The organism is Leptospira alexanderi serovar Manhao 3 str. L 60 (assembly GCF_000243815.2).
GTDB classification, from domain to species: domain Bacteria; phylum Spirochaetota; class Leptospiria; order Leptospirales; family Leptospiraceae; genus Leptospira; species Leptospira alexanderi.
This window is the reverse complement of record NZ_AHMT02000036.1, coordinates 32,501-49,364: the sequence shown is the minus strand read 5'-3', so window position 1 is coordinate 49,364 and position 16,864 is coordinate 32,501. Positions and strand designations below refer to the sequence as shown.

The window sequence follows — 16,864 nt, the reverse complement described above, 5'->3', positions numbered from 1 at the left end:
AAACTCTACCCCTTAAAAGTCAAAGGTTTTGCACCGCATAAATTTTTTAGTTTTTTAATTCACATCCATATTTTTTAACCCGAAGCCTAATGTGAGAACTCCTACGACCGATACTTTTCAATGGATGGACAACAACCTCCCTGGTTGTGTTCCTCCACTGCGAATTTTCATTTTGAAATGGACGGGGGGACGAAAGTTACACCGTCCCCTTTTTTTGTAACCACCCACATTGTATCGCGTCCGAATAAACGCCATATTTCTCGTATTATCTTTTCCGATGACATTCATTCTCCCTATCCGAAATTGAAGGCTACAATCTAAGAACTGGTAATACGGTCCCGGACATTTCTTTTTCATCGATTTAGGAATTTCAGTTTTAAAAAGTAGGAATCTTAATTCTTCCTCAAGTTCAGAAATGAAAGAATACCTTACGAATCAAAACGATGCACGGAAAAATTCCACCGACCAGACTAAAATGTGGGGACTCCCAAATCAAAGAAAAATCAACGATTCGATGTCTCACTCCGTCCAAAATTTAAAGGGGTCCAAAAATCAACTCATCAAAATCTTCTTAGAATTATTGACTCCCGGTTAAGCAGGTTTAAACAGGAATAGAACCCCTGGTAGAACCGAGACTGAGGGATTTTTGAAAATTTTCAGGATATCTAATAGAGTTATTGAAAAATTCAATTGTGGGATTAACAAAACTGCTTCAATCGTTCATTTTAGTGAAACAAAAATAAATGGAGAATTAATTTTTCAACAACTCTAATGTCAAAACCAAAAGTACAGGACCAAACTCCAATGACTGCAATCCAAAGCGATTCTTCCGACAAAAACGAACCTGAAATTCATTTGAATAACCCGAATATATTTTTTGATCGGGAACTTTCCTGGATCGATTTCAACCGACGCGTATTGGAAGAAGCAAACGATCCCGAAAACCCGCTTTTGGAAAGACTGAAATTCCTAAGTATCACCGAAACAAACCTCGATGAGTTTTATATGGTCCGGGTCGCCGGACTTCGTAACCTCGTAAAGGAAGGAAACGATGAAAGAAGTTTAAACGGAGATAGCGCATCCGAAATTCTTTCCGACTTATCGGATAAAGTCCGCGCATTCGTCCGAGAAGAGTATGAAACTTTCTCCAAAACATTAGAAGAATTGAAAATGGCCGGAATCCATCTCGTTCTCAATCCGGAAGAATTGACGATCAACGAGATCAAACAGATTCAAAATTATTATAAGGAAGACGTATCTCCAATTCTCACCCCTCTTGCAATCGACACGGCCCATCCCTTCCCTCATATTCTCAACAAATCCTTGAACCTCGCCATGGTCTTAAGCACCGAAGACGAAAAGACCGGTGGGAAAAAAGATTTGTTCGCAGTCGTACAAGTGCCGTCGGTACTTCCGCGATTTCTACAACTGAAAGGCAAAGGAGAAGAAAGAAGATTTTTCCCTTTGGAAGAAATCATCAAACTACACGTAGACGATCTTTTTTACGGTATGACCGTTAAGGAAATCTATCCGTTCCGAATCATAAGAGACGCCGACATTTCCATCGACGAAGAAAAGTCTGTCAAAGACTTACTCATCACGATGAAGGACGAACTTCGAAACCGAATCTGGGGAGACGCGGTTCGTATGGACATTCATCAGGGAACTTCTCCCTTTATTAAAAACACATTGAGAGAACTTTTGGAACTTCAAGACCATGAGGTATTTGATGTCGCCTCCATCTTGAACATAAACGACGCAATGTTCTTTTACGGTCTGGATCATACGTCCAAACTCAAGTATCCTTTTTTTCAACAGAAAATTACCCTTAAGTTCGATACCCCCGAAAAGATTTTCGAAGCGATTAAAAAGAAAGACAGACTTCTTCATCACCCATACCAATCCTTCTCGGCCATCGAGGACCTACTCAGAATCTCTTCCGAAGATCCCAAAGTTCTCGGAATCAAAATGACTCTATATCGTACAAGCGGAGATTCTCCCATCATCCAGTATTTGGGAGAAGCGGCGGAGAACGGAAAACAAGTGACCGTTCTCGTGGAACTCAAGGCGCGTTTCGACGAAGAAAGAAACATCAAATGGGCTCAAAAACTCGAAGCCCGCGGAGTTCACGTAGTTTACGGCTTAGTCGGATTAAAAATTCACTGTAAAATGCTTCTGATTGTTCGAAAGGAAGACGATCATATGGTGCGTTATGTGCACCTTGGAACCGGAAATTACAATTCCACCACGTCCAAATATTATACGGATCTCAGCTTTTTTACGGTCAATAAGCAGATTACGGAAGACGTCGCTACGATTTTCAATACGATCACGAGTTATGCAAAGATGCCGACCCTGAATTTCCTATCCGCGTCTCCTCATAATCTGAAATCGACGTTTATCACGATGATCGATCAGGAAAGAAAAAATGCGCTTGCGGGAAAACCGGCAAGAATCATATTCAAAATGAATTCGCTGGTGGATCCGCATATCATTCTTTCCTTATATAAGGCCAGTCAGGCCGGAGTAAAAATCGATCTAATTATCCGAGGCATTTGTTGTCTCAAACCGGGACTCAAGGGTATTTCGGAAAACATCACTGTTCTTTCCATTGTGGGAAGATTTTTAGAACATACAAGAATCTATTACTTTCATTCAAACGGTTCCGAGTCCATCTTTCTCGCGTCCGCCGATTGTATGCCAAGAAACTTCGAGAGAAGAATCGAAGTCCTTTTTCCAATCGTGGAAAGCAAGAACAAGGATCGAATCAAAAAAATCCTGGACGTTCAACTGCAGGATAACGTTAAAGCGAGATTCCTACGTCCGGATGGGCATTACATAAAAAGAATATTAGGAAAGGATGAAAAACCGGTAGATTCCCAAATAGAAAGAATGATCTTCGCGGAATAATATTTCAAAAACAAACATGACCACGATCTCCACAACCAACAAATCGGAACTCAAATCCCTGATCGGTCCCGGAAAGATATTTTTTAGAAACGATCCAGACTTTGACGAAACGACCTTTCTTTCTTTCGGAACGGACAGAACCAAGGTTTATAAACCAGATTTCGACATTCTCGCTTTTCCGACTACGACGGAAGAAGTTGCAAAAATCGTAAAGTATGCCTACGAAAACGAGCTTTCGATCGTTCCCTCCGGAGGAAGAACCGGATACGCGGGCGGAGCGATCGCAAAAAATAAGGAACTGGTTCTTTCCCTTTCTAAAATGGACAAGGTCTTGGACTTCGATCCTTTTTTCGGAAGTATCAAAGTTCAAGCGGGAATGATCACCAAAAATCTTCACAAGGAAGTTGAAGAAAAAGATTTTTATTTTCCGGTGGACTTTGCGTCCACCGGTTCTTCTCATATCGGGGGAAACATCGCCACAAACGCGGGCGGAGTCAGAGTCGTCCACTACGGTCTGATTCGTCAATGGGTGTTAGGACTCACCGTTGTCACAGGGACCGGAGAAATTTTAGAATTCAACGGAGAGGTGCTCAAAAATAATACGGGATACGATCTGAAACAATTATTCATCGGCTCGGAAGGAACGTTAGGCGTTATTACCGAAGCAACCTTAAAGCTGACAGCAAAACCTCTGGACAACCGAGTTTTACTCGTGGCGGTTCCGGACTTTTCCTCCATTCTTTCCTTATTCAAAGAAACGCACCAGGTTAAGGTCCCTTTGCTTGCATTCGAATTCTTTACCGAATACTGTCTCGGAAAAGTAAAGGCCCATCTCGGAATTCCGGATCCGTTTCAATCTCCCAGTCCATATTACGTTTTGATGGAATTCGAGATTGCGGACAAATCCGACGACGAAAAACTGTTCGGGTTTTTGGAAACAATCACGGAAAAAGGTCTAATCTCCGACGGAAGTCTAGCGCAAAACTCCAGACAATCGGAAACGTTTTGGAAATACAGAGAAGGAATCAGCGAAAGTATTTCCATCGAATATACCGTTCATAAAAACGACATCTCCCTTCCTTTGAGAAACATGGAACCGTTTCTCGCAGATATGGAAACTCTGTTAAACGGAAAATATCCCGGTTTTGAAATCGCTCTTTTCGGTCATGTGGGAGACGGAAATCTTCATCTGAACATCGTAAAACCGAAAGATCTTTCCAACGAGGATTTTTTCAAAAAATGCAAGAATGTGGATCCGGATATGTTTCGTTTATTACAAAAATATCATGGATCGATCAGCGCGGAACACGGAATCGGTCTTTTAAAAAAAGACTTTCTCCATTTTTCCAGAACCCGGGCGGAGATTTTCTTGATGAAAGAAATCAAAAAATCCATGGACCCTAAAAATATCATGAATCCGGGCAAAGTGTTCCAATGATTTCCACAAACGGTTCCGGCGGCAAAAAACCGAGTAAGAAAAAAGAAAAATTCAATCCGAGCACAGGATTGTTATGCGAAGCCTTACTCTGGAAGATTACCCGGACGTAAAGGAAATCATGGATATTGTTTTCCCGGAATTCGACGGAGCCTGGAAAAAAAATCAATTCGAAGCTCAGATCTCTAAATTTCCCGAAGGACAAATTTGTATCGAAGACAACGGAAAAGTCGTCGGGGCGGCCATCAGCCAAATCGTCAAGTGGTCCGATTACGGAGATAATCACACCTACGAGGAAATCGTAGGAAAGGGCGATCTCAAAAATCACAACGAAAACGGAGATTCTCTCTACGGTGTGGATATTTTTGTTCATCCGGAGTATAGAGGTTTGCGTCTTGGGCGAAGATTGTATGACGCAAGAAAAGAACTCTGCGAAAAACTGAATCTCAAGAGAATCGTAGTCGGAGCCTGGATGCCCGGTTATGAAAACTACGAAGATTCCATGACTCCAGCCCAATACATCGAAAAAGTAAGAGACAAGGAAATCTACGATACGGTTCTTTCCTTTCAACTCGCAAACGGATTCCACGTTCGAAAACTCAAACGGGGATATTTCGGACATACCAAAGGTTTCAGCTCTTATGCAGTTCTATTAGAATGGTTGAATATATATTACGAGAAGGAAGAGACCGCCCTGATCGGAGGACAAAAAACCGTCGTCCGTGTGGGAGTCGTTCAGATGCAGATGCGTCCCGTGGCGGGAATCGAGGAATTGATGCATCAGGTGGAATTTTTCGTCGATACCGTGGCAGGATACAACGTTGACTTCGTATTATTTCCTGAATTTTTTAATGCGTCTTTGCTTGCCAGATACAACGACAGAAGCCCTTCGGACGCGATGCGCGCGCTTTCGAGTCACACCGAAAGCATCATCGAAAAGATGGTCGAACTTGCGGTTTCATACAACGTTAATATCATATCGGGAAGTATGCCCGAGTATCGGGATAACACCCTTCATAATGTTTCCTACCTTTGCAGAAGGGACGGAACCTACGAAGAGCAGTATAAACTTCACGTAACTCCGGACGAAGATTTTTACTGGGGAGTCAAGGGCGGATACAATCTTTCGGTATTTACTACGGACGCGTGTAAGATCGGAATTCTAATCTGTTTCGACGTGGAGTTCCCGGAACTTCCTAGGTTCTTAGCAGAACAAGGGATGGACATTCTATTTGTTCCATTCTACACAGATACGAAAAACGGATACAACCGAGTCAGGCACTGTGCGATGGCAAGAGCGATCGAAAACGAATGTTACGTCGTGATTTCCGGTTCCGTCGGCGCGCTTCCTCATGTGGAGAATATGGACATTCAGTACGCTCAGTCCGCGGTCTTTACTCCTTCCGACTTCGCGTTTCCTCACGACTGTGTGGCTGCGGAATCCGTTCCGAATACGGAAATGACTTTGATCGCCGACTTGGATTTGGATCTTTTAAAGGAACTCCGTAAAAAAGGTTCCGTTCGAAATCTTTCCAATCGAAGAAAGGATCTCTACGAACTCAAATGGATTTACGAATCATGAAAATTTTTTCAATCGTTACGATTTCGATCTGGCTCGTTTTTGCGGGACTTCAGTGGAACGATCCCGATCCTTGGCTTTGGATTCCGCTTTATATGAGTATCGTCGCATTATATGCAGGTTTTTTAATATATCCTAAAAAAACGGAACTTTGGCTTGGAACGTCTCTATTTCTTTTGGTACTTTTTTCAGCGGGAACCGTACTTGCTGCGATGCAAATCCAAAACTTATCCTTTAACGACGAAGTCACGAGGGAAATGGGCGGTTTGATTTTATCGGCGGTTTGGTCCGGAATCTTAGTGTATTGGATTCGTAAGAGAAAGACGAGTTCAATTTGAAAAGGATGAAATCTTTCATTTTTATTCCGGTCCGATCTTCTCGGTTCGGCTTTACTCGCAGTGATCTTTTAATACGAACTACTTCCGGAATTCTTAAGAACCTGTCCAAAAACCTTAAGAAAAGTCAGTTACAACCATTCCATAAGTTCGTATAAAGCGTAGGAGTTCCTACCATAACCCTACCCACAAGCAATGGGATCTCAAGATCAATTTGTCGGAATTACGACAAAATCCACCGTGAAACTTAGTTCCCACAACGCGCCCTAAACACCGACCCATAGGAAGGTGTTTGCTGAGTTCAGGAAGCGTTGTGCCTGAGTTTCCCCTTATTTTTGGGTGGGGGTGGAAAGGTTCGGGAAATTTTTCTCTATCAGAAAATGATACTTTTCGCAAGTAAAAAGCCTCATTCTTGTCGGAACACTTGCGTTTTATTGTACATAAAGTTCTATCCACTAAAATCTAATCCCTAATCACTGACACGTCGGAACACTTGCGTTTTATTGTGTAAAGTTCTATCCACTAAAATCTAACCCCCTAATCACTGACACGTCGGAACACTTGCGTTTTATTGTGTAAAGTTCTATCCACTAAAATCTAACCCCTAATCACTGACACGTCGGAACACTTGCGTTTTATTGTATGTAAAGTTCTATCCACTAAAATCTAACCCCTAATCACTGACACGTCGGAACACTTGCGTTTTATTGTACATAAAGTTCTATCCACTAAAATCTAACCCCTAATCACTGACACGTCGGAACACTTGAAAAATATCAGCTTTTGATCCTTATGATCCCAAACTTCTTAACTTGTGGGGTTGGTGATGAGTTCCTACAGAGTACGTCCCTGAACTTTCTAACTGTCTTTATCGTTGGAACACTCCACATTCTTTTTACAAAGAAACATTTTGAAAATGCAGGAAATCCCATATTACAATCCACAAGGGACATGGTAAAAACTCAATGGTTGCTTTCTCCTATGATGGGTCCGGGTAAGATCGCGTTTAGCGAGTTAGAAAAAACAATCCGTGCCGCGGATTTGGATCCGACGATCAAGACACGTGCGGATGGTCGAAAAAGTTTTGCGATGAAATTACGCACTTGTCTTCAAGAAAGAATTTCGAGGAGTTCCCATAAACTCCGTTATCTTTTGAGTCTTATTCCTAAATTTTTCCTTCGAACCCGAATCTTTTCACTTCATTCTCCCTTGACTCTAAAAGCCGTCGACAAATATTGAGAATCATTTTCAAAATTTAAAGCCAAATGGAACAAAAATCAATCTCGTATCTTTGTATTTTTCTCTTTTTCCTACTTTCTTGGGGAGTTTTCGCACAATCAGAAGAAAATCCGACACAACGTCCTTCTTCTAACGGAGAAGAATCGGAACGCGCAGCCATTTCGGTGATAGGAAAACGAAAGGTCGACCTCAAAAGAATTCCCGGCTCGGCGATCGTCATTGAGAAGGAATTTTTGGAACAGACCAGACCGGTTGATTCGATGGAAGTTCTGAGAAGAGTTCCCGGAGCTTCCATCCGTTACCAAGATACTGGTTTGATTTTAAACCTGGGTTTTCGAGGAGTGAACAACGATCTCGGAAGAAAAGTTCTCATTTTAGAAGACGGAATTTTTACGTCTCTCAATCCTTACTCCGCGCCGGAACAATATTATACGCCAAATATCGATCGTATGGAAAGAATCGAAGTCATCAAAGGTTCAGGGGCGATTCTTTTCGGTCCTTCTACAATCGGCGGAGTGGTTAACTTTATCACAAAACGTCCTTCGAAAGAACCGATTCTTTCCGTGTCCGCACAAGGCGGGTCCTACGGATTCTTTTCCTCTCAAGTTTCTTACGGAGGAACGTTCGGAAATACCGGTATCGATATTTCGTTTCTTAGAAAACAAGGAAACGGATTTCGAGATCACCAAGACTTTCGATTGCATGAATTCTCCTTTAAGTCCATTACCGATCTGAATGAAAAACATATTCTTACTTCTAAATTTTTAGCAACCGCCCAAGATGCAAACATGACTTATCTCGGCTTGACGACCGCCCAGTTTTGGAATCATTCTTCTTCCAACTTTGCGGAACAGGATAACCGAAAACTTCAGAGATATTCCGGCGATATCGGCCACGAATGGAAACTCGCCGATCATTCTAAACTCGTGACAAAAGTTTATGCCGCATATACGGAAAGGAACTGGGCAAGACAGAATTACCTTAGAAACACGGGTTCCAACTTCGGTGCTATTCCGGGCAACGTAATTAAAACCTACGATACGGAACCGTTTGTGAATCGCCCAGGCGATACGGTTTACATGTTGGACAGCGTAGGTCACAGAAACCGTTCTTATCGTTTTGTAGGAGCGGAATCCCGCTATCAACAAGACTATCAGTTTTTTGGAATCAAGAATCAGCTCGACGCGGGTCTGCGTTACCACTATGAAACTGCGGATATCAAATACTTAGACGGGCCGCCTACTCCCGATTATGCGATCTTCGGCAACGGCTTTGACAAACCCCCAACCGGAGCCGCTTCTTCGGAATATTCCCTTTCCAAATCGGGAAATATAAGAGATCACGAAGTCAATCACACAAAATCCATCGCAGGTTTCGCTCAAAACAGTCTCAAGTTCTACGATCGTTTTTCGGTGATTCCCGGGATTCGTTACGAATCGTTTTCACAAAACAGAACAATTCTTCGTCAACAGTCCCTGGATCCGGCTACCAATCAACCTCTTCCGAATTCCCCCTCCCAAGAAGTGGATAAAGGAAGCAAACACACGTATCATGTTGTAATTCCCGGTCTCGGGCTTACTTACGACCTCAATAAAGATGTGACTTGGTTTGCAGGCGCGCACAAAGGTTTTTCACCTCCGAGATATCAGGACGCATTGAACAACTCCGGTATCGTCAATCGGATCGATCCAGAATATTCCTATAACTACGAAACCGGCTTTCGAGGAGATATTACAAATTACTTAAATGCCCAGGTAAGTTACTTCGATCTGAACTACATCAACCAGATCATAATCACTTCTTCCACTTCCGGAAACGACTCCGCCTCCTCCGCAAAAAACGGAGGAAGAACTTACAGTCGAGGTCTGGAAACCAACGTCACGTTCGATCCGGCCAAATTGTTTGAAGCCTCCTTCAAACTTCCGATTGATTTGATTTACACAAGAGCGGACGCAAGAATGAATCAGTATTCCATCGACGCCTCAAAAATCACACCAAATCAATCTCTTCTCGATTTTATCGTCACTCAGAAGGATAAAAACGGCAACTACGTCCCTTACGTTTCCAGAGACACAGTGACCCTCGCTCTCGGTTTTATCCATCAAAAGGGCTTTTACTCAAGAGTAGAATATCAATATTTCTCCGCCCAATATCACGACGACTCAAATACCCGAACCGTATACTGGGCCGATCTGATCACAGATCCTCTCGGCAAAAAAGTATTACAATATCTTAATATTACTTCGAACAGCTCCGGTGAAACCGGTGTGATCCCCGCATACGGGCTCATTAACTTTTCTCTGGGTTATAAGGACCCGATTAAACGTTGGAATCTCTTTGTTACCGGAAAGAATTTAGCCGATGTTCGTTACATTTCCGGTCGCCTTCCCGAAGGAATTCAAGTCGGTCCGTTTCGCCAAATCAATGTCGGTGTCACTTTTGAACTCTGATCTATGTTTTTTTAGTAATTTCAGTCCCTCAAGAATCGAAAAATTGTATGAGTTCCCACAATTCTAGAAAGAATTTCTCTCTCGGATCCGGACTTCTATGCGAAAAGTGCATAAACTCCCCTCAAACTAGAAATTTTTCGTGGGAGTTCCCACAAATTCACCCTAAAACAAAATTTTCGTTTGACTATAATTTTGATATTGAGAATTGGTATCAATATCATAACAACCAGTTCATCGAAAATTCCCCGGTTGCGGATAACGCTGCCGGGATCTTTTTAAAAACTTTCAGGAAACTTGAATGAATCTCAAAAAATTTACTTTCCCCTTTTTTCTTTCAATCGTAGCGCAGCTCTTACTGTTAAACTGTAAGCCGGGAGAAAAATCGAACGATTCCCTGCTGGCTCTACTTGGATTAGGATTTCAACCAACTGCGACTAAAGCTCAAGTAGTAGATCGTTATCTACAGCTCGGCTACGAATCGTACGATCAAAGCTACAAAGACGCAGTCAAACTGCAAACCGCAGTAACGGCATTCGCTGCAAACGCAAACCCGAGCGCAGCGGATCATGCAAATCTTAAAAATCTATACATCATCGCAAGAGCTTCTTATCTAGTAACCGAAGCATTCCGTTTTTCTTCCGGACCGATCGATAACGTAGACGTCTTAGGTTGTGGAAGCAACGCGGACGGATCCGGAGAAGAAGAATGCGAGGGACTGATCAACTCGTGGCCGTTAGACGAAAGTGCGATTGATAGTCACATAGGTAATAACGCAGCACAGATAACTTATGATGCAATCTTAGCCGCAAACGGCGACGCTGCGGCAAATAACAACGGAGCCGTCGATGGTGACGACGAAACCGCAATCACGGTAGGATGGCACGCAATCGAATATATTCTCTGGGGACAAGACTTGTCTAACGGAGGAATCAATGAAATTGCAGGACAGCGTACTGTAGCGGAACTTACAGGAGGCGTAGGAACAGACGGAGAGAAAAAAAGAGCTTATATGAAAGCCGTTACCGACGGACTCGTTCTTCAATTAGGACTGATCCGAGACCAATTTGCAGACGGTTCCGGATATTCGGACGCACTGAAATCCAATCCTAACGCCGCAATCACTGCCATCTTTCAGGGTCTTGGAAAATTCATCGCAGGAGAATGGGGTGGAGAAAGACTCACCGGAACCTTTGATGGACAACAAGAAGAAGAACATTCCTGTTTCAGCGATACTACCAAGGCTGACTTTTACTACAATGCTCAAAGCGTATTGAACATTTGGTCCGGATCTTACGAACTGAAAAAAGGAACCGTAGTTTCCACAGGACCGGGACTAAGAAGTCTTTTTGGAACTCTCAGCGCTCCTCCGATCGCCGCCCAGGCAATTGCATCCAGAGATGTATTTTGCATCAATCTTCCGGAACAAACAGCCGATCCGAATTACACAACTACTTGCCCACCTAAATCTTTAACGGGAAGATACGACCAAATTATCAGAAATACGGATTCCGAGTATAAAATCCTTTTTGATACCCAGAAACTGATCGGAGATACGATGAAAAAAACGATCACAGATGCCGCAAAAGGAGTTGGCGTTTCGATCACCGATTTTTCTATTTAAGTTAAATAGGAAAGATCAATCATTATGAAAATCAAAAGATCATGACGAAAAAAGAGTTCCCCTTTATGATTTCAATCAATTCAAAAATTCGAATAGGATTCCTGAGCGGAATCCTATTCTGTTTACTCACTCAGTGTAACCTTAAAATTTTCGACCATAAAAAAAACAACGATCAAGAATTGGCGTTGATTCTACTTATCCTTGCAAATATGGATCCCGGTGAACAATATTCCGGCGGTTTGACGACGGTTTTCGATACCACCGTAAACGCCTTCGACCTTGCCGCAGCAAACCTCCGAGAAGACGGAAACATAGACTTTCAAGGCGGCAACTCATTCTTCAACCGAACTTGGGTTCAAGGCGGAAACTCCGCTTCCGACGGATTGGGACCGGTTTTTAACAGCACCTCTTGCGACGGTTGTCACGTAAAGGACGGAAGAGGAACTCCTCCTCCCAGCGGAAGCAACGTTTTTTCCACTATGTTGATTCGAGTCAGCCAAAACGGAAAAGATCCGATCACAGGCGGACCGGTAGGACTCGACAACTACGGACTTCAGATTAATAATCGTGGAATTGCGGGAGTCCCAGCGGAAGCGACTACAACCGTAAACTTTGCGGAAGAACCGGGACATTTTCCCGACGGAGAGGCGTATTCTCTGAGAAGACCTACGTTCATCATTTCGAACTGGAATTTTGGTGGGCAACCTCCGGTCGTACATCAATCTCCTCGGACATCTCCTATGATCCCAGGACTCGGACTTTTAGAAGCGATTCCAGAATCGACCATCCTTTCCTTTGCGGATGAAAACGACTCGGATGGTGACGGAATCTCCGGAAAGCCAAATTTCGTTTGGGACGCAAAACTGCAAAAGAAAGTATTGGGAAGATTCGGATGGAAAGCCAACGAACCGAATTTATCACAACAAAATCAGGGAGCATTTTTAGGAGATATAGGAATCACGAGCCCTCTTTTTCCAAATCAAAACTGCGTAGGCGCACAGGCGGCTTGTTTCGCTTCCCCTCCCGGCGTTAACGGAACCCCCGAAGGAACTGAAATTTCGACTAAAACCGCGGAGTTAGTGACTTTTTATACCAAACTTGTGGGTGTTCCCGGAAGAAGAAACTGGACCCGTCCCGATGTGATTCGAGGGAAAGAAATCTTTTCGGAAATCGGATGCAACGCCTGTCATAAACCTTATATTTTCACAGGTCACTCGGAGGGATTTCCTGAAATTTCTTTTCAACACATAAAACCGTATACCGATCTTCTTCTCCACGACATGGGACCCGATCTCGCAGACAACCGGGAAGACTTCGAAGCTTCCGGAACGGAATGGAGAACTCCTCCTCTTTGGGGAACGGGACTCATCCAAAAAGTCAACGGTCATAACCATCTCCTTCACGACGGACGTGCAAGAGGCCATAAAGAAGCGATTCTTTGGCACGGGGGAGAAGCTTTGACATCCAGAAATAAATTTGTCAATCTTCCGAAAGAAGATCGGGATAAGTTGATTCTATTCCTGGAATCTCTATGAGAATTTTAGAATCTATGAATATTCCTTGGACGAGAACATCTCTCGCCCAAGGAATTAAAATTCTCACTCTGAGCATGGTGATCGTATTCTCGAAAATTCGCTGCGGAGACTTCGGAAAAATTACGGGAACAGAAACCTTACTAGTCGCGTTATTTGCAAACGCAAGTACAGGAGAATTTCTGAATTATACGGCCAACCGAGTCGCCGTTCCTCAACTCGCCCGTCTTCTAACCGCAGCCGACGAGTTAAAAACGAGCGCTGCTTCGTACCAAGCGAATCAGAACGCGACCACCCTTACGGATCTTCAAACGAAATGGTTAGCCGCGAGAAGAATTTTCAAACAATCCGAAACCTTTTATATCAACCGGTCCTATCTCCCTTCGAACTTCTTTCACAAATTGGACGGTTATATTTTAGGAGAAAACAACCGTCCGACGGCAAACGATTTGAATCTAGCCGCCGCAACCAATCCCAACACGAGTACGGTCGATTCGTACCCTCTTACTCGAAAGGGATTTGCCGCATTGGAATATTTCATTTTCGATGACGGTAACGGGGTGCATACGACTGCCGCAATTAACGCGGCAAATGCAAATGCGGGAAGAAGAGCCTACATCGTCTCTCTCGCAAATGTGATTCAATTGGACGCACAACGACTTCTTGGTTCCTGGAATTCTTCTTCCGGGAATTTTGCGGAAGAATTGGCTTCAGGAAAAGGTTCCTTCGGTGGAATCAAGGATGCGACTGACTCGTTCATCAACGGATTAGTTCAGTTGGAATATACGAATCAAGACATTCGAGTCGGAATTCCGGCGGGTCTCACGGTTGCAGGAACGACTCAATATCCCGCAAAACTGGAATCAATTTATAGCGATACCGCCTATCAAGACCTATTGTCGTCTTTAGAAGGATTAGAACTCGTTTATTACGGTAATGCGGGAGATAACGAAGCGAGATCCCTAAGCTATCTCGTTCAGTTTCAAAACAGCGCGTTAGATGCTCGCGTTAAAACGAAAATTACCACATTAAAATCTCTCATTCAAGAAAGAATTAACTCATCCGCAACACTTAAGACAGACCTCGCCGGGAATCTCAACTTCGTAAATACGGAAATTTATTTAAGATTCAGGGAACTTCGCATAATCTTTGCGACGGAAATCATAGGAATCTTAGGAGCAAACGCCCTCCCTTCCAATTCGGATGGAGATTAAAAAAACGTAACTTCGGTATAACAAAATGCAAAAGCGATTGGAGCATTATGTTGCGATCGTAGGCGGCAACATTGAGTTAAAGCGCGGTCGCGAGTCATTTTATCTATGAAATTCGCGAGTTGTGACGACGACCCGCAGAGCAACCTAAACACCGACCCATAGGAAGGTGTTTGCTGAGTTCAGGAAAGCTCTGCGCCTGAGTTCAGGGAGTCGTTGCACTTTAGTTTCTTATTTGCCCAAACTTTCTTACGACCCTGCTCACGTTAAACTTATCATATCCTTGGGTATAGACTTTACTCGGTCGAGAAAAATGATTCGACGAAAAACCCTTGTCAAAACGAATCCGTATCCCGGGAAACGACATCGCTTCCGGGATACGGACGTTTTAAACTTTCTTTTTATCCTTCGAATTCAATTCGTACAATTTAATATACTTTAGAAAATTATAATAGAATCCCAAAATCGCCAGAACAAAACCTTGTTTCCCGTCCAAAAATCCGAATCGAATAAAATACATCCAAAACGCCTTGTAGAATCCCTCCAGAAACGCGTAAAAAAGACCGCTCGTTTTCCCGGCTCCATATTTTTCCCGAGCGCCTAATTCGGAATACGCATTGATGTAACGGACATGATCTCCGATACTTTTATAGGAATAATGATATACGGGAGAATTCAATTTTTTGCATATACCTTGAAGTTGAATCGTCTCGTGAACGAGTCCACCTCCGAATTTTCCTTTGGATTTGTGAAAGAGTCGAATCCTTCGGTTGGGATACCAACCTCCATGACGGATCCATTTCCCCAAATACCAAGTAAGCCTCGGAGTGGAATATCCGTCCGCAGCGGGAAGTCCGTTTTGAAACAAAGCCAGAATTTCCTCTTTTAATTCCAAAGAGACTTCTTCGTCCGCGTCTAGAGTTAAAACCCATTCGTTTTTAACGAGAGAAAGAGCGAAGTTTTTCTGACTGACGTAGTCGTCGAATTTTCTTTTGTAAACTTTGGCCTTATGTTTTTTGGCAATCTCTACGGTTTTATCCTTAGAACCGGAATCGACTACGATGATTTCAGAAACGAAATTTAGAGGTTTAAGACAACGCTCTATATTGTCTTGCTCGTTGAGTGTGATAATACAAACGGAGAGAGGAAGCCGCATTTAATTTTTATGATCGAGTTTTTCGGACACTCTGAAAATTAGGGGTGAGAGGGATTTCCAATCTTGCAATCGTAATGTCTTCTCGAATGATGATTCTAAAGTAGGAAGGATCGATTCCTTCGCCTTTGAGCATAATTAAAATGAGAGCCAGTCCGAGGCCGGCGCCTTCGGTGTTATCCTCGTTGTCCAAATAAAACTGCGCGATGTCGTTATAACGCATCCCTTTTTCTAATTTCTCGCGGAGAGATTTTTCTTCCTGTTCTGTAATGGGAGCATTATTGACTACTTCGATACGAATTCCGTCCGAAGAGTAATAAAAACTAATCAGACAATAATATCCCTCTTTCTTCGCCTTTTGCCCGTAAGATTCGGACATCTCTTCGCTGAAAATACTCTTATACTCCCTGACTCCTTTTTCGTAGTCGGAAACATCGTTTAGATCCAAACCTTTTTCTTTGAAAAAAATCCTTTTTTGGTTTGCTTTGCAGGCATTGATCACCAACTCTTTTATTATAGTATAAACCGTAGGAATTAAAGTAGGATGAGTTACTCTATCCAGAATCAGTCCGACTGCCTTTTGGATATGCTCTTCGACAGAACGAGTCATCCTGTGGGTTTTCAGAGACAGAATTCTTCCGTTCTCGATTGTTAACCGGATATTGTCGGATATATCTCGGACTTCCTGCTCCATCATCCATGAACATTTCGGAATCTGTTTTGTTTGTCAAGAGAGTCATTTTAGGAAAGGGAAAAAAGAGGCATTTTTCAAGATTCCAACAAATCGGCGCTCTTTTAAAATCTTCTTTTTTTTCTCTCATGTTGCTGTTTATCACTTCATCAGTGAATTCCGAATCCATAATCTTAAACCCCGTAAGATATCTTCTTCCCGGAAAAAAAGAATATTCCGAGCCTTCTGAGATTCGAATTGAAAAAGGCAAAATCGTCTCGATCAGAAAAATAAATTCTTTCTCGGGAAAAGTTTCTTATGCGCTTCCCGGTTTTTGTGATGCGAATGTCACTCTTTCGACAGACTCGCTCGGAGGACAAAAAGACAGAGCCGGAATTTTTCTTTCACTACAATCCTTCTTTGCCCACGGTTTTACCGGAATTCTTTCGGTGGGGGATCCGGCTTGGGTCGAAACGCTTTTGAAAGACGCACAACGTTTAAAAAACAATTCCCCCTGGGTAAAGAAATCGGATACTCCTTGGATCGCCGAAAGTTCCGAAACAAAGAAATTAGGAAACCTCCCGGGCTATAACGTAATTCGTTCTTCTCAGGAAGCGGTATCGAATATGAAAAAGAAACCAACTTCTCCCGTTCATTTATTCTATCGCTATCAAGAAGGAGAATCGTTTGTCTTCGACGGTCCGTTCTTATATCAGTTAAAAAAAACTG

Annotated in this window: 11 protein-coding genes and 2 pseudogenes (1 of these 13 only partly in view); 11 read left to right on the top strand and 2 right to left on the bottom strand. The window is 42.9% G+C overall.

Annotated elements, in window-relative coordinates:
• The first annotated feature begins 415 nt into the window (after positions 1-415).
• From LEP1GSC062_RS23655 to LEP1GSC062_RS11955, 10 genes and pseudogenes are all read left to right on the top strand, one after another.
• Positions 416-595, top strand: a complete 180-nt coding sequence (locus LEP1GSC062_RS23655) for a hypothetical protein (RefSeq protein WP_162142166.1) — start codon at positions 416-418, stop codon at positions 593-595.
• Positions 596-771: 176 nt separating this feature from the next.
• Positions 772-2,910: a polyphosphate kinase 1 gene (gene ppk1 / locus LEP1GSC062_RS12000; protein ID WP_039941946.1), complete on the top strand. Its 2,139-nt coding sequence runs from the start codon at positions 772-774 to the stop codon at positions 2,908-2,910.
• 16 nt (positions 2,911-2,926) lie between these two features.
• Positions 2,927-4,348, top strand: coding sequence for an FAD-binding oxidoreductase (locus LEP1GSC062_RS11995; RefSeq protein ID WP_010576212.1), 1,422 nt, complete (start codon positions 2,927-2,929; stop codon positions 4,346-4,348).
• A pseudogene (locus LEP1GSC062_RS11990) lies at positions 4,345-5,927 on the top strand (GNAT family N-acetyltransferase). The gene LEP1GSC062_RS11995 and the pseudogene LEP1GSC062_RS11990 overlap by 4 nt, the downstream one beginning before the upstream one ends.
• Entirely contained in the window at positions 5,909-6,262 is a 354-nt protein-coding gene (locus LEP1GSC062_RS11985) for a transmembrane 220 family protein (RefSeq protein WP_010576215.1), read from the top strand. The pseudogene LEP1GSC062_RS11990 and the gene LEP1GSC062_RS11985 overlap by 19 nt, the downstream one beginning before the upstream one ends.
• Before the next feature lie 789 nt (positions 6,263-7,051).
• Complete coding sequence (locus tag LEP1GSC062_RS23205) at positions 7,052-7,498, top strand: hypothetical protein (protein WP_139356860.1); 447 nt, start codon at positions 7,052-7,054, stop codon at positions 7,496-7,498.
• Between the two features lie 26 nt (positions 7,499-7,524).
• Entirely contained in the window at positions 7,525-9,948 is a 2,424-nt protein-coding gene (locus LEP1GSC062_RS11975) for a TonB-dependent receptor family protein (protein WP_039941940.1), read from the top strand.
• Between the two features lie 298 nt (positions 9,949-10,246).
• Positions 10,247-11,569, top strand: coding sequence for an imelysin LruB (lruB, locus tag LEP1GSC062_RS11965; RefSeq protein WP_010576220.1), 1,323 nt, complete (start codon positions 10,247-10,249; stop codon positions 11,567-11,569).
• Positions 11,570-11,610: 41 nt separating this feature from the next.
• Entirely contained in the window at positions 11,611-13,104 is a 1,494-nt protein-coding gene (locus tag LEP1GSC062_RS11960; RefSeq protein WP_020984391.1) for a di-heme oxidoreductase family protein, read from the top strand.
• Positions 13,101-14,315, top strand: coding sequence for an imelysin family protein (locus LEP1GSC062_RS11955; RefSeq protein WP_010576222.1), 1,215 nt, complete (start codon positions 13,101-13,103; stop codon positions 14,313-14,315). The genes LEP1GSC062_RS11960 and LEP1GSC062_RS11955 overlap by 4 nt, the downstream gene beginning before the upstream one ends.
• A gap of 385 nt (positions 14,316-14,700) precedes the next feature.
• Here the strand turns inward: LEP1GSC062_RS11955 and LEP1GSC062_RS11950 are convergent, their stop codons facing one another.
• Positions 14,701-15,468 carry a glycosyltransferase family 2 protein gene (locus LEP1GSC062_RS11950; RefSeq protein ID WP_010576223.1) on the bottom strand — a complete coding sequence of 256 codons (768 nt, stop codon included), beginning with the start codon at positions 15,466-15,468 and terminating at the stop codon, positions 14,701-14,703.
• A gap of 7 nt (positions 15,469-15,475) precedes the next feature.
• The gene (locus LEP1GSC062_RS11945; protein ID WP_020984373.1) at positions 15,476-16,162 is read right to left on the bottom strand and encodes a hypothetical protein; all 687 of its coding nucleotides are present in this window, start codon (positions 16,160-16,162) and stop codon (positions 15,476-15,478) included.
• A 2-nt stretch (positions 16,163-16,164) separates the two neighbouring features.
• On the opposite strand from LEP1GSC062_RS11945, the pseudogene LEP1GSC062_RS24790 reads away from it, so the two are divergent.
• Positions 16,165-16,864 (top strand): annotated as a pseudogene (locus LEP1GSC062_RS24790) (hypothetical protein); it runs 730 nt beyond the window's last position.